At 40.2% G+C, this 20758-nt stretch carries 20 protein-coding genes and 3 pseudogenes; 19 read left to right on the top strand and 4 right to left on the bottom strand.

What is annotated here, in order from left to right; all coding sequences use genetic code 11:
* Position 1: 1 nt before the first annotated feature.
* The 14 genes from NYZ99_RS17750 to NYZ99_RS17695 all read left to right on the top strand — a co-directional run bounded on the left by NYZ99_RS17750 (position 2) and on the right by NYZ99_RS17695 (position 14058).
* Entirely contained in the window at positions 2–826 is an 825-nt protein-coding gene (locus NYZ99_RS17750) for an ABC transporter permease (RefSeq protein WP_260572527.1), read from the top strand.
* A gap of 238 nt (positions 827–1064) precedes the next feature.
* Positions 1065–2921 carry an ABC transporter permease gene (locus tag NYZ99_RS17745; protein WP_338039098.1) on the top strand — a complete coding sequence of 619 codons (1857 nt, stop codon included), beginning with the start codon at positions 1065–1067 and terminating at the stop codon, positions 2919–2921.
* A complete protein-coding gene (locus tag NYZ99_RS22295) occupies positions 2918–3499 on the top strand; it encodes an ABC transporter permease (protein ID WP_338039096.1) in 582 nt (193 codons plus the stop codon). The genes NYZ99_RS17745 and NYZ99_RS22295 overlap by 4 nt, the downstream gene beginning before the upstream one ends.
* Positions 3500–3645: 146 nt before the next feature.
* Positions 3646–6006 carry an ABC transporter permease gene (locus NYZ99_RS17740; RefSeq protein ID WP_260572526.1) on the top strand — a complete coding sequence of 787 codons (2361 nt, stop codon included), beginning with the start codon at positions 3646–3648 and terminating at the stop codon, positions 6004–6006.
* Positions 6007–6360: 354 nt separating this feature from the next.
* Positions 6361–7512, top strand: a complete 1152-nt coding sequence (locus NYZ99_RS22290) for an ABC transporter permease (protein WP_338039095.1) — start codon at positions 6361–6363, stop codon at positions 7510–7512.
* Positions 7513–7607: 95 nt separating this feature from the next.
* Positions 7608–8438, top strand: a complete 831-nt coding sequence (locus NYZ99_RS22285) for an ABC transporter permease (RefSeq protein WP_338039094.1) — start codon at positions 7608–7610, stop codon at positions 8436–8438.
* Positions 8439–8491: 53 nt separating this feature from the next.
* Complete coding sequence (locus NYZ99_RS17730) at positions 8492–9139, top strand: ABC transporter permease (protein ID WP_260572525.1); 648 nt, start codon at positions 8492–8494, stop codon at positions 9137–9139.
* Between the two features lie 27 nt (positions 9140–9166).
* Complete coding sequence (locus NYZ99_RS17725) at positions 9167–9445, top strand: hypothetical protein (RefSeq protein WP_260572524.1); 279 nt, start codon at positions 9167–9169, stop codon at positions 9443–9445.
* Positions 9354–10517, top strand: a complete 1164-nt coding sequence (locus NYZ99_RS17720; protein ID WP_338039093.1) for an FtsX-like permease family protein — start codon at positions 9354–9356, stop codon at positions 10515–10517. The genes NYZ99_RS17725 and NYZ99_RS17720 overlap by 92 nt, the downstream gene beginning before the upstream one ends.
* Positions 10502–10906, top strand: coding sequence for an ABC transporter permease (locus NYZ99_RS17715; RefSeq protein ID WP_260572522.1), 405 nt, complete (start codon positions 10502–10504; stop codon positions 10904–10906). Before NYZ99_RS17720 ends, NYZ99_RS17715 begins: the two co-directional genes overlap by 16 nt.
* Before the next feature lie 32 nt (positions 10907–10938).
* A complete protein-coding gene (locus NYZ99_RS17710; protein WP_260572521.1) occupies positions 10939–11985 on the top strand; it encodes an ABC transporter permease in 1047 nt (348 codons plus the stop codon).
* Complete coding sequence (locus NYZ99_RS17705; RefSeq protein WP_260575275.1) at positions 11985–12767, top strand: ADOP family protein; 783 nt, start codon at positions 11985–11987, stop codon at positions 12765–12767. The genes NYZ99_RS17710 and NYZ99_RS17705 overlap by 1 nt, the downstream gene beginning before the upstream one ends.
* Positions 12715–13347 carry an ABC transporter permease gene (locus tag NYZ99_RS17700; protein WP_260572520.1) on the top strand — a complete coding sequence of 211 codons (633 nt, stop codon included), beginning with the start codon at positions 12715–12717 and terminating at the stop codon, positions 13345–13347. The genes NYZ99_RS17705 and NYZ99_RS17700 overlap by 53 nt, the downstream gene beginning before the upstream one ends.
* A 45-nt stretch (positions 13348–13392) precedes the next feature.
* Positions 13393–14058, top strand: coding sequence for an ABC transporter ATP-binding protein (locus NYZ99_RS17695; protein ID WP_260572519.1), 666 nt, complete (start codon positions 13393–13395; stop codon positions 14056–14058).
* On the opposite strand, the gene NYZ99_RS17690 is transcribed toward NYZ99_RS17695, so the two are convergent.
* Genes NYZ99_RS17690 through NYZ99_RS17680 form a run of 3 tightly spaced genes read right to left on the bottom strand, consistent with a single transcriptional unit; the run spans position 14055 to position 15607 of the window.
* Entirely contained in the window at positions 14055–14519 is a 465-nt protein-coding gene (locus NYZ99_RS17690) for an amidase family protein (RefSeq protein ID WP_260572518.1), read from the bottom strand. The genes NYZ99_RS17695 and NYZ99_RS17690 overlap by 4 nt on opposite strands.
* Positions 14503–14751 carry an amidase family protein gene (locus tag NYZ99_RS17685; protein WP_260572517.1) on the bottom strand — a complete coding sequence of 83 codons (249 nt, stop codon included), beginning with the start codon at positions 14749–14751 and terminating at the stop codon, positions 14503–14505. The genes NYZ99_RS17690 and NYZ99_RS17685 overlap by 17 nt, the downstream gene beginning before the upstream one ends.
* Positions 14735–15607 carry an amidase family protein gene (locus tag NYZ99_RS17680; RefSeq protein WP_260572516.1) on the bottom strand — a complete coding sequence of 291 codons (873 nt, stop codon included), beginning with the start codon at positions 15605–15607 and terminating at the stop codon, positions 14735–14737. Before NYZ99_RS17680 ends, NYZ99_RS17685 begins: the two co-directional genes overlap by 17 nt.
* 328 nt (positions 15608–15935) lie before the next feature.
* On the opposite strand from NYZ99_RS17680, the gene NYZ99_RS23060 reads away from it, so the two are divergent.
* The 5 genes and pseudogenes from NYZ99_RS23060 (at position 15936) to NYZ99_RS17660 (ending at position 18789) form a co-directional block, all read left to right on the top strand.
* Positions 15936–16559, top strand: coding sequence for a P-loop NTPase (locus tag NYZ99_RS23060; protein WP_420845144.1), 624 nt, complete (start codon positions 15936–15938; stop codon positions 16557–16559).
* Positions 16549–17078, top strand: a pseudogene (locus NYZ99_RS23055) (P-loop NTPase). The gene NYZ99_RS23060 and the pseudogene NYZ99_RS23055 overlap by 11 nt, the downstream one beginning before the upstream one ends.
* 11 nt (positions 17079–17089) lie before the next feature.
* The gene (locus tag NYZ99_RS17670) at positions 17090–17329 is read left to right on the top strand and encodes a NifU family protein (RefSeq protein ID WP_138257341.1); all 240 of its coding nucleotides are present in this window, start codon (positions 17090–17092) and stop codon (positions 17327–17329) included.
* 67 nt (positions 17330–17396) lie between these two features.
* A pseudogene (locus NYZ99_RS17665) lies at positions 17397–18455 on the top strand (NAD(P)/FAD-dependent oxidoreductase).
* Position 18456: 1 nt separating this feature from the next.
* A complete protein-coding gene (locus NYZ99_RS17660; protein WP_260572515.1) occupies positions 18457–18789 on the top strand; it encodes a 2Fe-2S iron-sulfur cluster-binding family protein in 333 nt (110 codons plus the stop codon).
* A gap of 150 nt (positions 18790–18939) precedes the next feature.
* On the opposite strand, the pseudogene NYZ99_RS17655 reads toward NYZ99_RS17660, so the two are convergent.
* Positions 18940–20677: pseudogene (locus NYZ99_RS17655) on the bottom strand (ABC transporter ATP-binding protein).
* Positions 20678–20758: the final 81 nt, after the last annotated feature.

The raw sequence follows: 20758 nt of genomic DNA, 5'->3' as shown, positions 1-20758 counted from the left end.
TATGAGACCGGTATTTTATAATGGTATAACGGAAAATTATTTTAGTACCGTTGGTACAAACCTTTTAAAAGGAAGGAATTTAAGGGCAAATGATAGTACACAAGTGATTGTGAATAAAGCAACTTTGGATGAATTTGGAATAGATTTGGAGAATGCCCTATCATCCAAATTAATCCAAACCTATGAAGGACAAACTACAGAGTATGAGATTGTAGGAGTTTCTGAAAACTATCACTTTGCATCATTGAAAGAGGCGATAGATCCCATGTTACTCTATTTTGATAACGCTCCTAATTGGTTGGTGTTAAAAACGAATACCAAGGATTTCAAAAGTCTACTTACCGATGTGGAAAGTAGATGGAAAAATGTGAATCCTTACGCGCCTTTTGAGTATACTTTTGTAAATGATGGAGTTCAAAAGCTTTTTGAAGAGGAGCAAAAGTTAGGTGAAATATCTTTGACGTTTACCATACTCGCCATATTTATCAGTTGTTTGGGTCTTTTTGGTCTTGTTTCTTACGTTGCCGAACAGAAGAAGAAAGAAATAGGGATTAGAAAGGTATTGGGGGCAAGTATTAATTCAGTGGTACAGTTATTAACCAAAGATTTTTTAAAACTTGTATTAATCGCATTTATAATAGCAACTCCCATAGCTTACTATTTTATGCAACAATGGCTAGAAGGATATACTTATAGCATTGAAATAAGATGGTGGGTATTTGCCTTGGCTGGGGGCTTTGCCTTGATAATTACTTTTTTGACGGTTGGATTTCAGTCTTTGAAATCGGCAATTGCCAATCCGGTAAAAAGTTTAAGAACGGAATAGACCTAAGGGATACTATCTTTCCTTGCACACCTAAATATTACTGGAATACAGTTTTGTAACATTTTCTTTTGAGGTTTGTCTTTGTAAATATATTGTACATTTTTTGTCAAAATATTTTACACTTGTATGTAGTGTTAATTTTGTAATCAATTGATTATGAATTATTTGAATATATGGCATGAATTTAGCCTCGTAGTTAAGGTAAGAAGGAGTTATCATCAATCAAAAATCATCAATCATGTTCAAAAATCATTTAAAAATAGCTTGGAGAAGCCTTAAAAAGCAGCCTTTCTTCACCTTTCTGAACACTTTTGGCCTTGCCATTGGCATGGCGGGGGCATTGCTTATTTCATTGTATATCTATGATGAATTAACATATGATACCATGTTCGCCGATGCCGAGCGTATCTATCGGGTGAATGCGGATATCAAATTTGGAGGTGATGCCCGCAAATATGCCGTGACTCCAGCGCCTATGGCGGATGCTCCGGAAAATGATTTTTCTGAAATTGAAGTGGTTACCAGGTTTAGGACCGGAGGCAGTGCTTTGGTTAGGAAAGCGGGTGCGGAGACTAACGTCAAGGAGGAGCAGACTACGTTTGTGGATGATTCTTTTTTTGAGATGTTTGGAATCGAACTTTTAGCGGGAGATCCCAATACGGCCTTAAAGAATCCAAACTCTATCGTAATGACTAGGACCGCTGCCGAAAAACACTTTGGAGTGACCAACGCGATAGGACAGGATTTAATTCTAAACAATGAAGAACCATTTACTGTTACGGGGGTCATCGAAGACTTGCCGAGCAATTCTTTTTTAAGGGATTATAGTTTGTTCGAGGCTATGGCCGGTAATGAGGATTCCAATGTTGTTAATTGGGGCAGCAATAATTATCAGACTTTTTTCAAATTGATTCCCTCTTCAAATGTGGAGGATATCAAAGAACCGTTGGAAGGTTTTTTGGGTAAGTATGTAATTCCTGGAGTACAAAGATTCATGCCCGGAATTACAGAGGAACAATTTAAAGCTGCGGGAAACTATTTGATCTATAGTACCATTCCCCTGACCGATATTCATTTGAGCGATAATCTGGTGGCGGAAATGAGCAGTAATAATGATATGCAGAGTATTTATATACTCTCCTTTATCGCCATCTTTTTAGTGGTTTTGGCCTGCGTAAACTTTATGAACCTATCCACGGCCCAATCCTTAAAAAGGGCCAAGGAAGTGGGAGTACGAAAAACCTTGGGATCCAACAAGAGTGACTTGATAAGACAGTTTTTGGTTGAGTCCGGTTTAATTTCATTTATATCCTTGTTTTTGGCTTTGGTTTTGGCCGTATTGGCCCTCCCTTTCTTCAATGATTTGGCAAATAAAGACATTTCCCTTCCCTTTTTAAATCCGTTTTTTTGGTTGATTCTTCTTGGAGCGGTGGTGTTGTTAGGTCTTTTTTCAGGTAGTTATCCTGCATTCTTTATGTCGCGTTTTATACCTGTAAATGTTTTAAAAGGAAGCGGTCAGAACAGTGTTGGAGGTGGAAACATACGAAACTCATTGGTGGTCTTTCAATTTGCGATATCGGTGTTTTTGATCATCAGCACCTTGGTAGTCTACCAACAATTAAATTTTATTCAAAGTAAAGACCTTGGTTTTTCTAAAGATCAAGTGTTGGTGGTGAACGATGTGTATACCGCCGGTCCCAAGGCTAATTCTTTCAAGGAACAGGTAAAGCAATTGGGTTTTGTTAAAAATGCTACGTTGAGTAGTTTTTTTCCAACGCCCTCCAGTAGAAGTGATTCTACATTTGTACCAGAGGAAGGACTTACGGATCAGGAGAGTGCCGTAAGTATGCAAACATGGGGTGTGGATTATGATTATGTGCCCACTATGGGATTTGAATTTGTTGCAGGGCGGAATTTTGATCAGAATTTTGGAAATGATTCCACTGCAATCATTGTGAATGAAACCGCTGTGAAAGTCATGAAATTGACTCCTGAAACGGCCTTGGGAGAAAGATATTCGCCCGACTTCAATTCGGAGAATCCGAATTCTTCACCATCATTGGTGTGGTTAAGGATTTTCATTTTGAATCCATGAAGGAGGAAATAGATGCTCTTAGCCTGAGATTGGCCGATAATTCCTATGCCATGGCCATTAAAATAGAGGCGGGTAATTTTGAAAATGCGGTTTCAAAAATTGAGAACGTATGGAACAATATAGTACCAGGAGAACCCTTTAACTATTACTTCATGGACGATTCCTTTAATGACTCTTACCAGAGTGAGCGACGATTAGGGAATATTTTTGTCATCTTCACCATTTTATCCATCATCATAGCTTGTTTGGGATTATTTGGATTAGCTGCCTTTAATGCACAAAAGCGGGTTAAGGAAATTGGAGTACGTAAAGTACTTGGTGCAAGTGTGACTCAAATTTCGGTAAAACTCACTATGGATTTCTTAAAGTTAGTGGGGATTGCCATCTTAATTTCATTACCACTGGGGTGGTACGCCATGAGTAAGTGGTTAGAGGATTTCTCCTATAAAATAGATATTCCTTGGTGGGTATTTCTTTTGGCCGCCGTATTGGCCGTTGGGGTCGCAGTGGTTACGGTCAGTTATCAAAGTATTAAGGCTTCCATCGTAAATCCTGTGAAGAGTTTGAGAACTGAGTAAGTCAGACATAACCTAAATACTTTGGTTATCCTAAGTTCGGACTTGGCGTAGAATTAAAAAGCGTGAAATTGAAAAAATAAACTATAAAGCCCTTCTATTCATTCCTTTATACGGGAGTTCTAGATTGGCCGCAAAAATCCGGACATATGTTCAAGAATTACCTAAAAATTGCTTGGAGGAACTTAACTAGAAACAGGAGTTTTTCCCTATTGAATATTCCGGGACTATCTATAGGTCCCGCCATGACTACCCTAATTATACTATGGATAAACTATGAATTGGGATTTGATAGGTTCCATGAAAAAATTAGCCGGTTGTATGAAGTAAACAACCAATATGAGGTTGAAGGGGAAATTTGGACATGGAATTCCACTCCTAAAGCGATGGCGCCGGCCATCAAGAAGGATTATCCCGAAGTAGAGAAGGTATCCCGTTATTTTTACGACAATACATTTTTATTCGCCTGGGATAACCAAAAAATAAAGGCAACTGGAACAATGGTGGATCCTGATTTTTTGGACATGTTTACATTTCCTTTGATTCAAGGCGACCCTAGAACCGTAATGAGCGATGTAAATTCCGTATTGATAACGGAATCCTTGGCGAAAAAGATCTTTGGGAACCAGAATCCGATGGGTAAAATGGTGAAAATCGACAATAGGGACACCTTTAAGGTGTCTCGAATTTTAAAGGATATCCCATCCAATACAGACTTTGGTTTCGAGTTTTTAATCCCATGGTCCTATTTGACACAACAGGGCTGGGACGACCAACACTGGGGGAACAATTCAGTGGCAACCTATGTATTGTTAAAGGATAATACGGATATAAATTCTTTTTCGGCTAAAATAGCCACCCTTCGAAAAAATTACGACAAGGATACCCCCGATATGAAAACCTTGTTATACCCATACTCCCGAACCTATTTATATGGTGAATTTGAAAATGGGGTAGAAAAAGGAGGAAGAATTGACCTTATTCGCATGTTTGGATTCATAGCAGTAATAATTCTATTGATTGCTTGCATCAACTTTATGAATTTGAGTACGGCTCGGAGCGAAAAGAGATCTAAAGAAGTTGGGGTACGCAAGGTATTGGGTGCTCCTAGAAAGCTGTTGATCGGCCAGTTTATTGGAGAATCCGTGCTCATTACTTTCATTTCGGCAATTTTTGCCTTCATTATCGTATTGTTGTTACTTCCTTCCTTCAATAATTTGGTAGAGAGGCCCTTGTCATTGAATACGGCAAGTTTCGGTTTTTGGGCCATTGCGATATGCGTAACCATTGTTACCGGCTTATTGGCAGGGAGTTATCCGGCACTGTATCTATCGCGGTTCAAACCATCAGCGGTGCTTCGAGGCACATTTAAAAAAGTGGATGCCAAAGTAACCCCAAGAAAAATTCTTGTGGTGCTCCAATTTTCGGTCGCAATTATTCTTATAACGGCTTCCCTTATCATAACTCAACAACTTCATAAGGTTCAAAATAGACAATTGGCATACGCTAAAAACAATCTGATCTATAGTTCCATGGAGGGTGACATGGAAAAAAACTACGATTTGATAAAAACCGAGTTGTTGGAATCAGGAGCGTTCACATCCGTCACCAAAACCAATTCTCCAATAACGGAAAGTTGGAGTAACACATGGGGGTTTGAATGGGAAGGAAAGAATCAAAATGATAAGACCATCATCCATAGGCTAATTTCAGATGACGATGTGGTAAGTACCATGGGCCTTGAGCTTATTCAAGGAAGGGATTTTGATCTTGAAAGGTATCCAACTGATTCCACTGCCGCTATTTTGAATGAGTCGGCCCTCGAATTAATGGGGTTTGAGGATCCCATCGGCAAAAAGATAAAGGATAATGGAATAGATTGGCATATCATAGGCGTGGTGAAGGACTTTGTCTATAATTCGCCCTTTCAGAAAATTGAACCTATGGTCATAGAAGGGGCCAAGGGCTGGTTCAATGTGATCCATATGAGAATAAATCCTTCGGAAAGTGTATCGGGAAGCCTAGCTGCCGCGGAAAGAATTTTTAATAAATACAATCCTGAGTACCCCTTTAATTATGAATTTGTGGACGCGGCTTATGCCAAAAAGTTCAATGACCAACGCACTACAGGCAAACTTGCCAATATTTTTACCTTGTTGACCATATTTATTTCTTGTCTAGGTTTGTTTGGCTTGGCGAGTTATGTGGCTGAAAATAGAATCAAGGAAATTGGGGTGCGAAAAGTGCTTGGTGCTTCCGTGTCTACTATAACAGGGCTGCTTTCAAAAGACTTTTTAAAGTTGGTAATGATTTCCATAATTATTGCCATACCCGTTTCTTGGTATTTTATGAGCAATTGGCTGAACGAATTTGCCTTTAGGATAAGTATATCATGGTGGGTGTATATACTATCCGGTGGGTTAACGCTTATTATTGCTTTTATTACCGTCAGTTTTCAAGCAATTAAGGCCGCTAGGGCAAATCCCATTAAAAGTCTAAGAACAGAGTAAAAGGAAAAAATCAATCATCAAAAAACGAGAATCATGTTTAAGAACTATTTAAAAATTGCCTGGAGAAACCTCTTAAAAAATAAGGGGTATTCCGTGATAAATGTGGGAGGGCTGGCGTTGGGCATGGCCGTAACCTTGATCATTGGACTCGGGTCTTCGATGAGCTTTCCTATAATATCTATTTTGAAAATAAAGCCAAAATCGCCCAAGTATATCAATCCCAAACATTCAATGGGCAAACCGGTACGGGATCGGCCATTCCCCGTCCATTGGAAATGGCCCTAAGGGATGGCTATGGCGACAATTTTGAGCATTTGATGATGTGCTCTTGGACCAACGACCATTATTTGAAATATGGAGAAACAAGTATTTCCGCGACCTGGAAATTACATGCAGCGGATGGGGCCGGAATTATTTGGGCTTGAAATAGTGAAAGGTGAAAAGGACGGACTAAGGGAAATCAATTCTATCATGTTATCCGAATCTACGGCAAATGCCTTGTTCGGAGAGGAAGAACCCATTGGAAAGACCATAAGGGTAAGTAACCAGCACGATATGAACGTAAGTGCGGTTTACGAGGATATTCCTTTCAATAATACGTTCAATGACACTGAATTCATAATTCCTTGGGATAAGTATGTAGCGGATAATGAATGGGTGAAAAATGGAGAGGATAACTGGGGAAACAATTCATTTCAAATGTTTGTGCAAATTGCGGACAACACTTCTTTTGAACAAGTAACGAATACCATTAGGGATGTAAAGAAGACCCTAAATGAGGATACGGCAGAATTCAATCCACAGATTTTCTTGTTGCCCATGGAGGACTGGCACCTTAGAAGTAGTTTTGAAAATGGAAAGCAAGTAGGTGGCCGCATCAAATATGTGTGGTTATTTGCCATCATTGGGGCATTTGTCCTTTTGTTGGCCTGTATCAATTTTATGAACCTAAGTACCGCACGATCGGAAAAAAGGGCTAAAGAGGTAGGAATTCGTAAATCCATCGGTTCCTTAAAAGGGCAATTGATTTATCAATTTCTAAGCGAATCTTTTTTGGTAGTTGTTTTCGCTTTCATTGTTGCCTTGATCATAGTTTTGTTGTCCCTCAACGGGTTCAACGAATTGGCCGTAAAGGAAATTGCTTTTCCATGGGCCAATACAAACTTTTGGTTGGTCTCATTACTGTTTATTTTATTTACGGCATTATTGGCAGGGAGTTATCCTGCATTGTATTTATCATCGTTCAGACCTGTGGATGTTCTTAAAGGGACATTTAAAGCGGGTAAATATTCAGGCTTGCCAAGGAAAATTCTTGTGGTGCTACAGTTTACGGTTTCCGTTGCCTTTATCATTGGAACTGTGATTGTAATGCAACAGATCAATTACGCCAAAAATAGACCCATTGGGTACGATAAGGAGGGACTTATTCAGGTGCCTACTTTTAGTAGGGATTTTGAAGGAAAGACTGACTTGATGCGTACCGAGTTTTTGAATTCGGAGCCGTAGTAGAAATGTCGACCTCCAGTAGTCCAACAACTAGAATTTGATCCAATAGAAGTGGTTTTACCTGGGAGGGAAAACCCGAAGGTTTTCAAGAGGATTTGGCGTGGACGGAAGTTTCCGCTGAGTATGCAAAATCACTTAACCTAAAAATTGTAGAGGGGCGAGACTTTTCGAGGGATTTCGCTTCAGATTCTTTGGGAGTATTGATCAATGAGACTGCAAAGAAGTATTTGGGCATGGAAAACCCCGTAGGTAAATTGTTAAAGGATGATGATGAAGAGGATCCGGGGCCACCTTTAAAAATCATTGGTGTGGTACAGGATATGATTGCACAATCACCTTATGAGCCTGTAAAGCAAGGATTATATGTGTATGATCGATTCAACAATTTTAGCTATTATAATTTACGCCTAAATCCTAATCAAAGTGCCAGTCAAAACTTGGCAGTTGTGGAGCGCGTATTTAAGGAACATTTTCCCGACATTCCTTTTGAATATCAATTTGTGGATGACCAATATGGGGAGAAATTTGCTTCCGAGGAGCGAATAGGCAGACTCTCCGGAATTTTTACCGCATTGGCCATACTTATTAGTTGCCTAGGACTATTTGGTTTGACCTCTTTTGTGGCAGAACAGCGTACCAAGGAGATAGGGGTAAGAAAGGTATTGGGGGCCTCAGTCTTCAATGTTTGGAACATGCTTTCAAAGGACTTCTTAAAGTTGGTGGTAATATCCTGTTTTATTGCCGTACCCATTGCTTATTATGTTATGAACGGTTGGCTTCAGGAATATCCCTACCGTGTAATCCTTAAATGGTGGATTTTTGCTTTGGCCATGTTAGGGGCCATGGGCGTAACGGTTTTGACAGTAAGCTTTCAGGCAATCAAGGCGGCCAAGGCCAATCCCATCAAGAGCTTACGGACGGAATAGCTCCGATACGTTTTCCATTGTAACAAGAATCATCAATCAGCAAATCATCAAACATGTTTAAAAATCATTTAAAGATCGCTTGGCGGAGTATCAAAAAAGACAAATTTTTCACCATTATTAAAGTTGGTGGTTTTGCGGTAGGTATCGCATCTTGTCTGTTAATTGGCCTTTTTATCAAGAATGAATTTAGCTATGATAGACACTATAAAAATGCGGATAGAATCTATCGTGTGGTCATGCAGGGAACCATGGATGGGGAAGTTTTGAAAAGTGTACATTTTCAACGCTTGTTCGCCGAAACTTTAGAAGCCACCTATCCTGAAATTAAGAAGGCTGGAAAAATTAACACAAGCGAATTGTTTGGTGCTGGAAGAAGGGCCATAAGGGCTGAAGGAACTACCCAAAATTCGTTGGAAGAGGGTTTTATTTTTGCCGATCAGAGGGCCTTTGAAATTTTGGAATACGATTTAATCGAGGGAAACCCCAATGAGGTTTTGACTAATCCAGGCAGTATAGTTATAAAGGAGTCAAAGGCAAAAAAATATTTTCCCGATGGAAATGCTCTAGGTAGTACCATTTACTTAGATGATAATTCTGAAAAGCCATATACGATCACGGGTATTATAAAAGACGATAAGTACTTAAAATCCCATTTGAATTTTGATTTCTTGCTGGCCATTGAGGATAAGAATACAAGTTGAATCACCACTAACTACTTCACGTATTTATTGGTCGATGAAAATACTGATATTTCAGTATTGGAAAAGAAGATGGTCGCCATTTTGGAGAACTACTTTATTCCAGCGCAACTAGAGAGAGGAATGGGTGAGGACTTTATGGAGGTCCTAAAAACCTTGGAATATAAATTACAACCAATAAGTGATATTCATCTGAAGTCTGACCTTAAAATGGGGGATGGTCTTAAACATGGGGATATACGTTTTGTTTGGTTGTTTGCGGCCATATCTCGGTTTTGTCTTATTGTTGGCAGTGATAAACTTTATTAATCTTTCGACGGCGAAGTCTGCCAACAGAGCAAAAGAGGTGGGACTCCGTAAAACTGTGGGGGCTTTTAAGGGGAATTTGGTGAGTCAGTTTTTAACTGAATCCGTCATTTATAGTTTGATCTCATTTGTAATTGGGGTTTTATTGACCTGGCTTTTGATGCCCAGTTTCAATTCTATTGCCAATAAGGATATTGTGATGCCATGGTCCGTTTGGTGGTTTATCCCAATTATTTTTATTTCGGCCCTAATCATTGGTCTATTTGCAGGGCTTTATCCTGCATTCTATTTGTCTGCATTTAAGCCGGTAAATGTATTAAAGGGCAATCTTAGTATTGGAAGTAAGAGCGGTAGTTTGCGAAGCGGATTGGTTGTTTTTCAGTTTACCACCTCCGTCGTCCTAATTATTGGAACTTTGATTATCTATAAACAGATGAATTTTATCCTAGACAAAAAACTAGGATTTGATAAAGAACAAGTTTTAGTTGTTCAAGGAGCAAATTTATTGGAAGACAGAGCCCTGACATTTAAGGAAAGATTGCAGAATCTCCCTGAAGTGACAGATGTAACCATAAGCGATTATCTTCCCTTAGAAGGAACCAAACGCAATGGAAACAGTTTTAGAAAGACAGGTTCTGGATCGGAAGATAGAGCGGTTCCGGCACAAATATGGAGAGTAGATTACGATTACATAAAGACTTTGGGGCTGAATGTGAGTCAAGGACGTGGATTTTCCAAAGATTTTGTCAGCGATTCCTCTGCCATTGTTATAAACGCCAAAATGGCCAACCAATTGGGTTTTGAAAACCCTTTGGGTAAAAAGATATCCAATAGTCAAGAATGGACCATTATTGGTGTTTTGGAAGATTTTCATTTTAAGAATTTAAAGGAGGATATCGATCCTTTGGCCTTGGTGATTGGAAATGCACCAAGTATGATATCAGTAAAACTTGCCAACGGGATAAACTATGACGCTATTGATACTATCGAAAAAATCGGCAGGACTATGTTCCAACGCAATCCTTTGAGTATACATTCTTGGATCAAGAATATGCACAAATGCATGATGATGTGAAACGTATGGGTCAAATATTCAACAGTTTTGCATTGTTCGCCATACTGGTGGCTTGCCTCGGTTTGTTTGCATTATCGGCATTTTTGGTGGAGCAGCGTAAAAAGGAAATTAGTATTCGTTTGGTACTCGGAGCTCCATTTAAAAATATCTATCAATTACTAACATTGGATTTCATGAAATTAATCTTGCTATCCATTCTCATTGCCATCCCCATAGGTTGGTATACTATGAAAAGATGGTTAGAGGATTTTGCCTACAGGATATTGATAAGTTGGGATATTTTCCTTATCGCGGGAATTTTGGCCCTGTTGATTGCTCTTTTAACAATTAGCTATCAATCAGTTAGCGCTGCATTGTTGAAACCCCTGAAAAACTTACGTGCCGAATAGTATAAAATTTTAGAACTTCTAAAACTAGATTTATGCTCAAAAACTATTTAAAAATCGCGTGGAGAAATCTTTGGAAGGACAAAACCTTTACTTCCATTAACATGGTAGGTTTGACCATTGCCTTTGGGGTGGCTATTTTGTTGGCTACAGCGAGTTTTTATGAACTTTCTTATGAAGATTTTCATGAAAACAGGGAAAATATTTACGGTGTTTATATAGTTCAGCAAACAGAAAAAGGCTCGGAGGCCGGCGTTAGTCAACCCACACCTTTTGCGGAAGCCTTAAAATCAGAAGTGCCTGGAATTGGTAAAATTACTAGGGTCTTGGAAAATGATGCCTTGGTGATAAATGGAGAAAAGGAACTAATGCTTAAAACAAATTGGGTGGATCAAGACTATTTTTCCATGTTCACCTTTCCGTTGATTGAAGGTAATACGGATAACGCATTACAGGATTTGAATTCGGTTGTATTGACTAGAAAGGCTGCTGAAAAACTATTTGGGAACACTGATGTAGTAGGAAGTGACTTCAACGTGTTGATAAACGGGAAAGTGGAACCTTTTACGGTGGGTGCCGTGGCCGAGGACATACCTACCAATACGGACATGGGTTTTGAAATCGCATTGAGATTTGAAAACAATCCCGAATATTTGGATACAAAAGAATCATGGAACGCACAGTACCATTCTGTTTATGTAGAATTAAAGGACAATGTTTCAGCTGAACAATTTGAACAAAATACACACGCCTTTGTAAATCTTCACTATGAGGAGGTGATGGAGAATGCGAAAAATTCAGGGGCTTCCCCAAATGAGGAAGGATTATATAGAGAAATTAAGTTATTGCCGTTAAAGGACAAACACTTTACGAGTTTCAGAAAAGGGTATGCCGAGATAAGTAGAAGTGTGCCTTATCTTATAATTGGAGTTGCTTTCTTAATTCTGTTCATTGCTTTTGTTAATTATGTGAATATGAGTGTGGCCAAGAGTTCACAGCGACTCAAGGAGATTGGAATGCGAAAGACTTTAGGGGCCGAAGAAAACATCTTTTCTTTCAATTTTGGGGAGAAAGCCTTTTAATTTTCTGCACGGCGTCGATATTAGGTGTTTTGCTCAGTGTGCTGTTGTTCGAGGATTTTAAAACGGCATTTAGCACACAAGCCTCCATGCAGGCATTGACCACACCGCTTTTTTTGGGACTCTTTTTAACGTCCGTACTAGTTGTGACCCTTATTGTAGGGGGATATCCTGCAATGTTGCTGAGCAAATTGGGGACAATTCAATCCTTAAAGGGAAAGTTGGAAAGCAACGGTAAGAATCGCTTGAGAAATGTGCTAATGGTTGTTCAATTTGCGATCGCCATACTTTTGATTACGGGCACGTTGGTTCTAAGAGGGCAAATAGCATATATGCGCAACAAGGATTTGGGCTATGACAAAACCCATGTACTTTCCTTTCCATTGAACGGAAAAAGGGATAGTTATGCGGTTTTGCAATTATTAAAGGATGAATTACGCGGCAATCCGGATATACTGGAGGTTTCGGGTGCCGACAATAATTTAGGCAGAGGCAAGGACGGGAGCCAGTCCTCAAGTGCCATTGGGTTCAGCTACAACGGGAAGGTGGTCATGACTAATTTCTTAATAGTGAATCCGGACTACGTTCCCACACTTGGATTGGAAATGGCCTCCGGTAGAAACTTCAACGGTGTTTCCGACAGTTTGGGTATATTGATCAATGAGGCTATGGCCGAGACAATTGGGAGAAGAAGATATATTGTCCGTTTCCTTGCCCATAGATGGAGATGGGATGTCTCCCATTTTGGGAGTGGTAAAGGATTATCACTTTCAGGATTTGGATAAAGCCATTGAACCCATCACATTTTATATGACCAAAGATTTGCCTTTAACTTATGCCTACGTAAAAGTAGGTTCCACAAATATGGCCAATAGCTTTGAAGCCGTGGAGCGTGCCTATAGAAAACTAGAGCCGAATGCAGATTTTTTAGGATCTTTTTTAGACGAAAATGTGGATAGAACTTTTCGGCGAGAAAAATCCATGGCCTTATTAATTACAAGTGGTGCCTTAATAGCAATAATTCTTAGTTGTATAGGTCTTTTCGCCATGTCTATATTGGTAGTTACCCAGCGAACCAAAGAAATAGGCATAAGAAAAGTCATAGGTGCTAGCGTGGCGAATATCACTTTTATTCTGACCAAGGATTTCTTGATCCTCGTTCTTTTGGCCTTTTTAATCGCTTCCCCCATTGCCTGGTGGTTTTTAAAACAATGGTTGGAAAACTACGAGTATAGGATAGGTTTAAGTTGGGTCTTTTTTGCAACAGCCGGTGTATTGGCCGTTGCCATAGCCTTCTTAACTATAGGAACGCGAACCATAAAGGCAGCCTTGGCCAATCCAGTAAAATCGCTAAGGGATGAATAAGGATATTACAAGAATCAATAAAATATTTAAAAAATCAAGCAAATTATGTTACTAGAGCTCAAGAATATTTTTAAGTGGGTCAATTCAGGAGGCCAGCGAGTGTTTCTGTTAAAGGACATTAATCTAGAAGTGGAAGAGGGGGAATTTATTTCGGTTATGGGGCCTTCGGGCTCAGGAAAATCAACCTTGTTGAACGTCATAGGTATGTTGGACACCTTTGATGAGGGCGAATACAATTTCCTGGACGAATCTGTACATACCCTAAAGGAAAAACATCGTTCCAATCTGTACAAGGAATATATTGGCTTTGTTTTTCAGTCCTATCACTTATTAGACGACCTAACCGTGCAGGAAAACTTGGAAATGCCTCTGTTATACAAAAAATTCAAAGGATTCGAAAGGAAGGCTATGGTTGCCGATATGTTGGATCGATTTAATATTGTAGGAAAGAAAGATTTGTTTCCGGCACAATTAAGTGGGGGGCAGCAACAATTGGTGGGAGTTGCCAGGGCCTTGATTGCCAATCCAAAATTAATATTGGCCGATGAGCCCACAGGAAACCTTAATTCCCAACAGAGTGAGGAAATAATGGAGCTATTCAAAAAATTGAATCAAGAAGACGGTGTAACCATCATACAAGTCACTCATTCAGAGAAAAATGCTGCTTACGGATCTAGAATTATCAACTTATTGGACGGCCGGAAGATTTAATCAGTATATCCTTCCGGATGCATCTCATCAAATTCCGTTTGTTCTTGGAAAGCCTTTGCCAATAATAGGATACTTGCTTCGTCATAGAGGTTTCCTATCAAGGTAATGCTGGTAGGATGTTTATCGGTGTCCAATCCAGTGGGGATAGCGATAACCGGGTGTCCTGTTAAATTGGTTATGACCAGCTGTCTGTTTCCAAAAGAAGGCGAGATGATGACATCATATTCTTTAATTAGTTCATACATTTTTTCAATCAGTACTTCTCGGTGTCGATTGGCCTGAAGGTATTCCACTGCTGGAATAAATCGGGCTTGTCTTAGCGAATTGGCCCTGGAACGTTGGTCTTGCTCCACCATCTTGTCCACGTCGGCCGATAGTACCAAATTATCGAAAAAAGCTCCGGCCTCGGCCCTTAAAATAATATCGAAGCTATTGAAGGGTACATCATCTCGGCAGTTCAAGGCTGTCCATTTTTATACCCATCCTTTTAAAGACATCCAAAGCTTTTGTTAGATTATCCTTGGATTTGGAAGTATCCTTTTCAATATCCTTTTTTAGGTATCCTACTTTTAGGGAGGTGATTTCCTTGGTCTTGTCAAAACCAAACGGAAATTCGGAGGTAGTGGGATCCAAAGGGTCTTTTCCGTAAATAATACTGTATACAATGGCACAATCTTCAGCATTCCGTGCCATATGGACCAATTTTATCCATAGACCAACTCAAACTCATAACACCATACCTGCTAACACGACCATATGTAGGACGCAAACCTGTTATGCCATTACGTGTACTAGGCGAAGTAATACTTCCCAGGGTTTCCGTTCCCAATGCGAAAGGAACCAAACCCGCTGAGGTAGCTGAACCAGAGCCTGCGGAAGAACCACTAGCTCCTTGCTTTACATCCCACGGATTTTTTGTTTTGCCCCCGAACCAAACATCGCCACGTGCCAAGGAACCGGAAACCAATTTGGCTATAAGCACGCCCCCGGCCTCCTGCAGTTTTTTTACCACGGTAGCGGTCATATCGAACTCTTGCTCCTTATAAGGTTCTGCGCCCCATGTGGTTTTATATCCTTTTACCGAAATAAGGTCCTTTACGCCGTACGGAATGCCATGTAGAATACCCCTGTACGATCCCGATTGTAATTCTGCATCCATTTTCTCGGCTTGATCCAATGCCATTTTTTCGGTAATGGTTATGGTGGATTGTAAGACCCCATCATACTTTTTAATTCGGTCAATAAAGAACTTTGTCAGTTCCATAGAGGTAATCTTTCCGTTCTTTATGAGCGATGCCAGTTGCGGGATGGTATAAAAAGCGAGTTCTGATTTATTGTCAGGCAATTCAACATCCGTAGGAATTTCCCAAATTGGAAACGAATCCTGTGGTTTGGGAGAAAAATGTAAGGGTAAGGGATCAAATTTGATAGCGGGGAATACAGTATAATCCAAATTATAGGTTCGTAAGGAGTCATATCCCTTTCTGTTCCTTTCCAAATAAGGGTATAGGGTATCAAGCTGTTTTTTGGTAAAATCGACACCTACCAAATTCTGTGCATGTTTTACATCCCGTTTTGAGAATTTGTGCTTGGAACCTCCACAGGCACTCGTCAGAACAATACAGATTAGGAACTATATAATTGGGTACTTAAAACTAGGGGTATTTTGCATTCATCTAAGATGTTTGGTTCGCAACCTAAAATACTACAATTACCGCTTTTTAAATGGCGGTATTTAGGTAAAAATTTGCAGTAGTGTGTTTTTTAGGTATTTCACAAAATAAATGTAACCTATTGTTTTATCTTCAATTTCAATGGCATAGCTTCCTAATCTCGCACCTAAGGTCTATCTTTGTTGTTTAGAATGAATTTATATAATGAAGATAGATAAGAAGGAGGTTCTAAGGGCATTGGAATCCATTACAGTTCCTGGAGAAGGTCAAAACATGGTGGAAAGCGGTGCTGTAAGAAATATTCAAATTTTTGGGGATGAGGTTGAGGTAGACATTACCATAAAAAACCCTAGCCTACAGGCTCGCAAGAAGACCGAGGTTGAAATCTTAAAAGCGATACACAAGGATGTGTATGGGAAGGCGAAAATAAAGGTCAATATTAAGGTTGATGCTCCCGCTACTCCTCCAAAGGCGAATGAGATTAAGGGAAAACCCATTCCTGGGATACAAAATATCATAGCGGTGGCCTCCGGTAAAGGTGGTGTTGGAAAATCTACGGTGACCGCAAATTTGGCCGTTACTCCGGCCAAAATGGGATTCAAAGTTGGACTTTTGGATGCGGACATTTACGGACCTTCCATGCCCATTATGTTTGATGTGGCCCAAGAAAAACCCTTGGCGGTTACTATAGATGGAAAGTCTAAAATGAAGCCCGTAGAAAATTATGGGGTGAAACTATTGTCCATCGGGTTTTTTACCCAACCCAATCAAGCTGTAATTTGGAGGGGACCTATGGCCTCCAAGGCCTTGAACCGAGATGATCTTTGATGCCCACTGGGGGGAAATAGATTTTATGTTGTTGGACTTACCGCCAGGAACAGGAGACATCCATTTAAGCATTATGCAGGCGATGCCGGTTACTGGGGCGGTCGTGGTAAGTACACCGCAAGAAGTGGCCTTGGCAGATGCCGAAAGGGAGTGGCCATGTTCCAACAGGATTCCATTAACGTTCCTGTTTTAGGAATTGTAGAAAATATGGCCTATTTTACTCCTGCGGAACTTCCTGATAATAAATATTACATATTTGGAAAGGAAGGGGCCAAATACCTATCGGATGATTTGGATGTTCCTTTTTTAGGTGAAATTCCATTGGTTCAGAGTATAAGGGAAGCAGGCGATGTAGGAAGACCGGCAGCCTTGCAGACAGCAACGCCAATTGAGGCTGCCTTTGAGGAATTGACCAAGAATGTAGTGCAGCAAGTAGTAGATAGAAATGAAAACATTCCACCTACGGAAGCTATAAAAATAACGACAATGGCAGGCTGTTCTGCCGTTAAAAAGAAGTAGTTATGACAACAATGACTTCGGATGACTTAAAGGAAAAGGTAGAAAAGGCATTGGAAGAAATACGCCCTTTTTTACAAAGTGATGGTGGGGACATCTCCTTGATTTCCATCGATAATGGGAATTCCGTAAAAGTAAAATTACACGGTGCCTGCGTAGGGTGCAGTGTAAACCAAATGACCTTAAAAAGTGGAGTTGAGATGACCATAAAAAAGTACGCACCCCAAATTGAAGAGGTTATCAATGTAGATTGAGTACTTGATAAAAGTCATAATTTTTAAACTTTCCCAAAAGTAGTTTAGCCAGCTAATAGCGGTTTACATGATTAAAACAGATATACTTATTATAGGGGCCGATCCAACAGGCCTTTTCGCAGTTTTTGAAGCAGGATTATTACAATTAAAATGTCATCTCATTGACGCACTGCCCCAAGCAGGTGGACAATGTTCCGAGATATATCCAAAAAAGCCGATTTACGACATTCCCGGATTCCCTGAGGTTTTAGCCGGGGATTTGGTAGATAATCTTATGGAACAGATTAAACCCTTTCAACCTAGTTTTACGTTGGGTGAAAGGGCCGAAACTATAGAAAAACTAAATGATAATACCTATGTCGTGACCACAAATAAAGGAACTCAACACAATGCTCCGATTGTGGCCATCGCCGGAGGGCTTGGAAGTTTTGAGCCTAGAAAACCCTTATTGGAAAACCTTTCTGATTATGAGGACAACGGGGTGTCCTATATGATAAAGGATCCGAAGCGTATCGTAACAAAAGGGTAATAATTGCAGGTGGAGGAGATTCGGCATTGGATTGGAGTATTTTCTTGGCCGATGTAGCTTCAGAAGTCACTTTGGTCCATAGAAGGAATGAGTTTAGAGGGGCCTTGGATTCTGTGGAAAAAGTACAACAGCTTAAGAATCAAGGGAAAATAAATCTGATAACCCCAGGTGAAGTGGTTGGGCTAAAGGGTGATGGAAAACTGGAGTCGGTAATTATTAGAAAGACGTCCAATGCGGCCGAAGATATTACTTTAGAAGTGGATAATTTCATTCCCTTATTTGGGCTATCGCCTAAATTGGGACCTATTGCGGATTGGGGCTTGGAAATAGAGAAGAACGCTATAAAAGTGGATACGTTTGATTACCAAACCAATATTCCCGGAATCTATGCGATAGGTGATGTAAATACCTATCCCGGTAAGTTAAAATTGATTCTTTGTGGATTTCACGAGGCGACTTTGATGTGCCAAAGTGCATATCAAAGAATTTTTCCGAGATAAAAAATATGTGATGAAATATACCACCGTAGGAGGTGTGAGTGGTTTTGATGGTTCCAAAAAAGAGGCACCCAAAGCAGTAGTTAAAGCAATTGATTAAAATGACGGATATAAAAATCAAAATAACCGACCGTGACGGTGTGATTCATGAGATCGAGGCACCAACGGATATGAACATGAATCTGATGGAGGTAGTACGCTCCTATGAATTGGCTCCTGAAGGAACTATTGGAATCTGTGGTGGTATGGCTATGTGTGCTTCGTGTCAATGTTATGTGACCTCCGATCATGACTTACCGGAGAAAAGCGATGATGAGGAGGCTATGTTGTCCGAAGCCTTCAATGTACGTGAAAATAGTCGACTGGGTTGTCAATTGCATATTACCGAATCTATGGATGGCTTGGAAGTGGAATTGGCCCCGGAAGAACTTTAATTAATACAAACTCAAGTTCAAGTACAAATGCAAACCCAAGATGTACGTTTTGGATTGATGAACTATGCTTGAGTTTGCCTTTTTTCATAATGTCTTCCAAAAGACTTCTCGACCGCATTTGAACGGACAATTAATTTTTTATTGACAATTTTAAATCCTCGCCTGATAGGTAAATAGATTATAATATCTACTCTCTTTGGCAATCAATTCCTCATGGGTGCCTTGCTCGGCAATTCTCCCATTTTCAATCACCAAAATCTGGTTGGCTTTTCTAATGGTACTTAAGCGATGTGCTATCACGAAAGTGGTACGGCCTTTGGTGAGTTCAGCCAAACTTTTCTGGATCAAGGATTCACTTTCGGTATCCAGATTGGAAGTGGCCTCGTCCAAAATCAATATTCTTGGATTGGCCAAAATGGCCCTCGCAATGGCAATACGCTGTCGTTGTCCCCCGGATAGTTTTACCCCGCGTTCCCCTATCACGGTATCCAAACCTTTATCGAATCGGTCGGTGAATTCATTTACATAGGCTGCATCGACAGCTTCGTTCAATTCATTTTCACTGGCATTAGGTCTAGGGAAAAGTATGTTTTCCCGTATGGTACCTTCGAAAAGAAAATCGTCCTGCAACACCACGCCCGTAAATTGTCGAAAACTGGTCAAATCAATTTTGGCGAGGTCCTGCCCATCAATACTGATTTTTCCGGAATCCGGGTTTAGAAAACTGGCTGCCGGACCTGCAATAGTAGACTTTCCGAACCTGAACTTCCTACCAAGGCGATTACGTCACCTGCATTAGCTTCAAAACTGATATTGTGCAATACGTCCTTATCCTCCTCATAGGCAAAAGAAACATCTTCAAATCGCATATCCCCTTTAATCTCGGTCAGTTCTATGGTTCGTTTTTTATCATCCGCCTCGGTGATTTGGTTCATTAACTCCTCGGTACGGTCCAAGCCAGCCAAGGCCTCCGTTAATTGACTGCCTATATTGCTCATCTGAACGATGGGGGCAACCATTAGCGCCAATAAGAAGGTAAACTCAAAATATTCCCCTGTGCTCAATTCGCCTTGCATCATTTTATATCCTCCGTAACCCATCATAATGCCCGTTGTGGCCAATCCTAAAAGAAAAGTGGAGGAACTGGTCATTACCGCTGTAGCGGTTAGGCTTTTCTTTACATTTTGGTAAAGTCGCTCAACCCCATCCTCAAAGACTTTGGCCTCTTGGGCTTCGGCATTGAACCCTTTAATGACACGTATACCCCCTAAAGTCTCCGTCAATCGCCCTTTTACTTCTGCATTTATTTTTCCCCTGTCCCTAAAAACCGGTCGGATAATTTTAAAGGCTTTTAAGGCAATGACAGCAAAAAGAATGAGTGGAATAAAGGTCAATAAAGTCATGGTTGGACTAATACGCAGTAAGAGAATAAGGGAGACCACTGCAGTAATGGTTCCTCCTACCAATTGTACCAGTCCCGTACCGATGAGGTTACGAACCCCTTCCACATCGCTCATGATTCGTGAAACCAGGGCCCCTGATTTAGTGTTGTCAAAAAATCTAATTGGTAGTGCCAATACCTTTTTTGAACTTGTGCCCGTAATTCGGATATCATGAACTGTGCTTGGATACTAAGCACTTTGGTCAAAAGAAAAGACATAACGGCTTGAACCAAGAACGAAATGATAACCACGACCACAAGTAACTTTAAGAAATCATAGTTTTTGTTGGGTACTACATCGTCCAGAAAGTAACGAAGGGATACGGGTGCCACAAAGCTTGCAGCCTTACTGATTACAATCAATAAAAGCCCTAGAAGAACTAATTTTCTTCTAGGCCGGATAATCGTCTTAAATGCTTGAAGAATACTTACTTTTTTATCTGCCATTATACAAAAATACCTTTTTGTCCCAACGTAATACTCATGGTCTACAAGAGAGTACTAATTTTATAGTATAACATCCTATCT

The sequence above is a fragment of the Maribacter litopenaei genome (assembly GCF_025244665.1).
Classification (GTDB): domain Bacteria; phylum Bacteroidota; class Bacteroidia; order Flavobacteriales; family Flavobacteriaceae; genus Maribacter; species Maribacter litopenaei.
Note: the sequence above shows the minus strand (reverse complement) of the source record. Positions and strands in the feature narration are given on the sequence as shown.